The 5,365-nt window shown below is 55.4% G+C and carries 2 rRNA genes; both read left to right on the top strand.

Going from position 1 to position 5,365, the window contains the following annotated elements:
• Nucleotides 1-178 precede the first annotated feature (178 nt).
• Nucleotides 179-1,709: ribosomal RNA gene (locus EAE32_RS11645) — 16S ribosomal RNA — on the top strand.
• A gap of 371 nt (nucleotides 1,710-2,080) precedes the next feature.
• Nucleotides 2,081-5,205: ribosomal RNA gene (locus EAE32_RS11640) — 23S ribosomal RNA — on the top strand.
• The 16S and 23S rRNA genes sit together here, the layout of an rRNA operon.
• Nucleotides 5,206-5,365: the final 160 nt, after the last annotated feature.

Genomic DNA, 5,365 nt, shown 5'->3' with positions numbered 1-5,365 from the left:
GATGTGGTGTGTTGTTTGTCAACTCAATAGTGTGTCTAGTTTGTTGATACCAAAGATTTTGATTGTTTTTGGTTGATGGCCCAATGCCTTGCAGGTGTTTTCCCGTTTTCCTGGGGTGTTGGGTGTCAGCTGGGATCCTGCTTGCCACGTTGTGGTGGGTGGTTTCTGTTGAATTTTTTTGACGGAGAGTTTGATCCTGGCTCAGGACGAACGCTGGCGGCGTGCTTAACACATGCAAGTCGAACGCTGAAGCTTGGTGCTTGCACTGGGTGGATGAGTGGCGAACGGGTGAGTAATACGTGAGTAACCTGCCCTTGACTCTGGGATAAGCCTGGGAAACTGGGTCTAATACTGGATATGACAGTGCATCGCATGGTGTGTTGTGGAAAGGGTTTTACTGGTTTTGGATGGGCTCACGGCCTATCAGCTTGTTGGTGGGGTAATGGCTCACCAAGGCGACGACGGGTAGCCGGCCTGAGAGGGTGACCGGCCACACTGGGACTGAGACACGGCCCAGACTCCTACGGGAGGCAGCAGTGGGGAATATTGCACAATGGGCGGAAGCCTGATGCAGCGACGCCGCGTGAGGGATGACGGCCTTCGGGTTGTAAACCTCTTTCAGCACGGAAGAAGCGAAAGTGACGGTACGTGCAGAAGAAGCGCCGGCTAACTACGTGCCAGCAGCCGCGGTAATACGTAGGGCGCAAGCGTTGTCCGGAATTATTGGGCGTAAAGAGCTCGTAGGCGGTTTGTCGCGTCTGCTGTGAAAGCCCGGGGCTTAACCCCGGGTGTGCAGTGGGTACGGGCAGACTTGAGTGCAGTAGGGGAGACTGGAATTCCTGGTGTAGCGGTGAAATGCGCAGATATCAGGAGGAACACCGATGGCGAAGGCAGGTCTCTGGGCTGTTACTGACGCTGAGGAGCGAAAGCATGGGGAGCGAACAGGATTAGATACCCTGGTAGTCCATGCCGTAAACGTTGGGCACTAGGTGTGGGGAACATTCCACGTTTTCCGCGCCGTAGCTAACGCATTAAGTGCCCCGCCTGGGGAGTACGGCCGCAAGGCTAAAACTCAAAGGAATTGACGGGGGCCCGCACAAGCGGCGGAGCATGCGGATTAATTCGATGCAACGCGAAGAACCTTACCAAGGCTTGACATACACCGGACCGGGCCAGAGATGGTCTTTCCCCCTTGTGGGGCTGGTGTACAGGTGGTGCATGGTTGTCGTCAGCTCGTGTCGTGAGATGTTGGGTTAAGTCCCGCAACGAGCGCAACCCTCGTTCTATGTTGCCAGCACGTGATGGTGGGGACTCATAGGAGACTGCCGGGGTCAACTCGGAGGAAGGTGGGGATGACGTCAAATCATCATGCCCCTTATGTCTTGGGCTTCACGCATGCTACAATGGCCAGTACAATGGGTTGCGATACCGTGAGGTGGAGCTAATCCCAAAAAGCTGGTCTCAGTTCGGATCGTGGTCTGCAACTCGACCACGTGAAGTCGGAGTCGCTAGTAATCGCAGATCAGCAACGCTGCGGTGAATACGTTCCCGGGCCTTGTACACACCGCCCGTCAAGTCACGAAAGTTGGTAACACCCGAAGCCGGTGGCCTAACCCTTGTGGGGGGAGCCGTCGAAGGTGGGACTGGCGATTGGGACTAAGTCGTAACAAGGTAGCCGTACCGGAAGGTGCGGCTGGATCACCTCCTTTCTAAGGAGCACTGTGGCTGGCCGTGTGGTCGGCGCCCACACTCCCATCGTTGTGGTGGGGGGTGGTTGATGCTCATGGGTGGAATATCAGCAAGCGGACACACTGCTCCCCGGTACGGGAACTCCGCCAGCACGGTCTGGTGGTGGTGTCGGGGTGGTGGTGTGGTGGCACATTGTTGGGTTGTCGATCAACACGCTGGTGTTGGTTGGTTTCCCGCAGCATGGTGGCGCTGGGATGGTTGTCCTGGTGGTTGCTGTGCTGGTGGGTTGTTGTTTGTCAACTACATAGTGGACGCGAGCATCTTTGACGCCGTGCACCTCCTTGGTGGGGTGTGTGGTGTGTTCTTTGATGATTGTTTTGTGTTGTGTGGCGTATAAGTTGTTACGAGCACACGGTGGATGCCTTGGCATCAGGAGCTGATGAAGGACGTGGAAATCTGCGATAAGCCTCGGGGAGCTGATAAACGAGCTGTGATCCGAGGGTCTCCGAATGGGGTAACCCGGCTGCGTGTCATGCGTGGTCACTCGTATCTGAATTCATAGGGTGCGAGGAGGAACGTGGGGAAGTGAAACATCTCAGTACCCATAGGAAGAGAAAACAATAGTGATTCCGTGAGTAGTGGCGAGCGAAAGCGGATGGTGGCTAAACCGGTTGTGTGTGATACCTGGCGAGGGTTGCATGATCGGGGTTGTGGGATGCGTTGTTCTCGGGGTCGCCACCCCGGGCGCTGTGGCGTGGTGGTAGTCGAACTGGTGGTGAGTGCCAGACCGTAGGGGGTGTGAGTCCCGTAGACGAAACTGTCATTGTCGTGGTGTGACGTTGTTCCCGAGTAGCACGGGGCCCGTGAAATCTCGTGTGAATCTGCCAGGACCACCTGGTAAGCCTGAATACTTCCTGATGACCGATAGCGGATCAGTACCGTGAGGGAATGGTGAAAAGTACCCCGGGAGGGGAGTGAAATAGTACCTGAAACCGTGTGCTTACAAGCCGTTGGAGCCTTTAGGGGTGACAGCGTGCCTTTTGAAGAATGAGCCTGCGAGTTAGTGTTACGTCGCGAGATTAACCCGTGTGGGGTAGTCGTAGCGAAAGCGAGTCTGAATAGGGCGTTGTGAGTGGCGTGATCTAGACCCGAAGCGGGGTGATCTACCCATGGCCAGGTTGAAGCGCGTGTAAGAGCGCGTGGAGGACCGAACCCACTTCAGTTGAAAATGGAGGGGATGAGCTGTGGGTAGGGGTGAAAGGCCAATCAAACTCCGTGATAGCTGGTTCTCCCCGAAATGCATTTAGGTGCAGCGTTGCGTGTTGCTTGCTGGAGGTAGAGCTACTGGATGGCTGATGGGCCCTACAAGGTTACTGACGTCAACCAAACTCCGAATGCCAGTCAAGTTCTAGCGTGGCAGTGAGACTGTGGGGGATAAGCTTCATAGTCGAAAGGGAAACAGCCCAGACCATCAACTAAGGCCCCTAAGCGTGTGCTAAGTGGGAAAGGATGTGGAGTTGCTGAGACAACCAGGAGGTTGGCTTAGAAGCAGCCACCCTTGAAAGAGTGCGTAATAGCTCACTGGTCAAGTGATTCCGCGCCGATAATGTAGCGGGGCTCAAGTACACCGCCGAAGTTGTGGCATGACACCGTGAAGCTGAGCCGTTTGTGGTTGAGGTGGTGTTGTGGGTAGGGGAGCGTCGTTGGGGTAGTGAAGCTGCGGGGTGACCCAGTGGTGGAACCTCAACGAGTGAGAATGCAGGCATGAGTAGCGATAGACGGGTGAGAAACCCGTCCGCCGGATGATCAAGGGTTCCAGGGTCAAGCTAATCTGCCCTGGGTGAGTCGGGACCTAAGGCGAGGCCGACAGGCGTAGTCGATGGACAACGGGTTGATATTCCCGTACCGACGAAGAACCGACCCTACTGAACCGGGGATACTAACCACCCGATCCGCCGTGATCGTGTGCCCTTGTGGTACACGGCGTGTGTGGTGAGGCTGGGACCTGATCCGGGGAGGTAAACGTGTTAACAGGTGTGACGCAGGAAGGTAGCCGAGCCAGGCGATGGTTGTCCTGGTCTAAGCATGTAGGGTGACCCGTTGGTAAATCCGCGGGTTGTGTGCCTGAGATGTGATGGGACTCTCTTAGGTGAGAGGATTCGGTGATCCTATGCTGCCAAGAAAAGCATCGACGTGAGGTTCTAGTCGCCCGTACCCCAAACCGACACAGGTGATCAGGTAGAGAATACTAAGGCGTTCGAGAGAATCATGGTTAAGGAACTCGGCAAAATGCCCCCGTAACTTCGGGAGAAGGGGGGCCTCGGCTGGTGATCACCCACGCGGTGTGAGCTGGTTGGGGTCGCAGAGGCTAGGGGGAAGCGACTGTTTATCAAAAACACAGGTCCGTGCGAAGTCGTAAGACGATGTATACGGACTGACTCCTGCCCGGTGCTGGAAGGTTAAGAGGACCTGTTAGACCCTTCGGGTCGAAGCGGAGAATTTAAGCCCCAGTAAACGGCGGTGGTAACTATAACCATCCTAAGGTAGCGAAATTCCTTGTCGGGTAAGTTCCGACCTGCACGAATGGAGTAACGACTTCCCTACTGTCTCAACCATGAACTCGGCGAAATTGCAGTACGAGTAAAGATGCTCGTTTCGCGCAGCAGGACGGAAAGACCCCGAGACCTTTACTATAGTTTGGTATTGGTGTTCGGTGTGGCTTGTGTAGGATAGGTGGGAGACTGTGAAGCTATCACGCTAGTGGTGGTGGAGTCGTTGTTGAAATACCACTCTGGTCACTCTGGACATCTAACTTCGGCCCGTGATCCGGGTCAGGGACAGTGCCTGATGGGTAGTTTAACTGGGGCGGTTGCCTCCTAAAGAGTAACGGAGGCGCCCAAAGGTTCCCTCAGCCTGGTCGGCAATCAGGTGTTGAGTGTAAGTGCACAAGGGAGCTTGACTGTGAGAGTGACAGCTCGAGCAGGGACGAAAGTCGGGACTAGTGATCCGGCGGTACATTGTGGAATGGCCGTCGCTCAACGGATAAAAGGTACCTCGGGGATAACAGGCTGATCTTGCCCAAGAGTCCATATCGACGGCATGGTTTGGCACCTCGATGTCGGCTCGTCGCATCCTGGGGCTGGAGTTGGTCCCAAGGGTTGGGCTGTTCGCCCATTAAAGCGGTACGCGAGCTGGGTTCAGAACGTCGTGAGACAGTTCGGTCCCTATCCGCTGCGTGCGTTGGAAATTTGTGGAGGCCTGTCCTTAGTACGAGAGGACCGGGACGGACGAACCTCTGGTATGTCAGTTGTTCCGCCAGGAGCATCGCTGATTAGCTACGTTCGGGATTGATAACCGCTGAAAGCATCTAAGCGGGAAGCTTGCTCCGAGATGAGATTTCCTGACCCCCTTACGGGGGTGTGAGGTGCCCAGTAGACGACTGGGTTGATAGGCCAGGTGTGGAAGCGTTGTAAGGCGTGGAGCTGACTGGTACTAATACACCGAAGACTTATACACACACAATGTTGTTGTCAGAGTGTGGTGTTCGCGTTCACTATGTGGTTGACCACCAACAACCCGCACACGGCCCGCCCCTTATGGGTGGGGGTGGTGTGGGGGAGTGTGGTTGACAGAAGAAGAGATTGTGTTTCCATGGTTGTCATGGGAAACCGCCCAA

The organism is Kocuria tytonicola (genome assembly GCF_003687175.1).
Taxonomy (GTDB): Bacteria; Actinomycetota; Actinomycetes; order Actinomycetales; family Micrococcaceae; genus Kocuria; species Kocuria tytonicola.
Note: the sequence above shows the minus strand (reverse complement) of the source record. Positions and strands in the feature narration are given on the sequence as shown.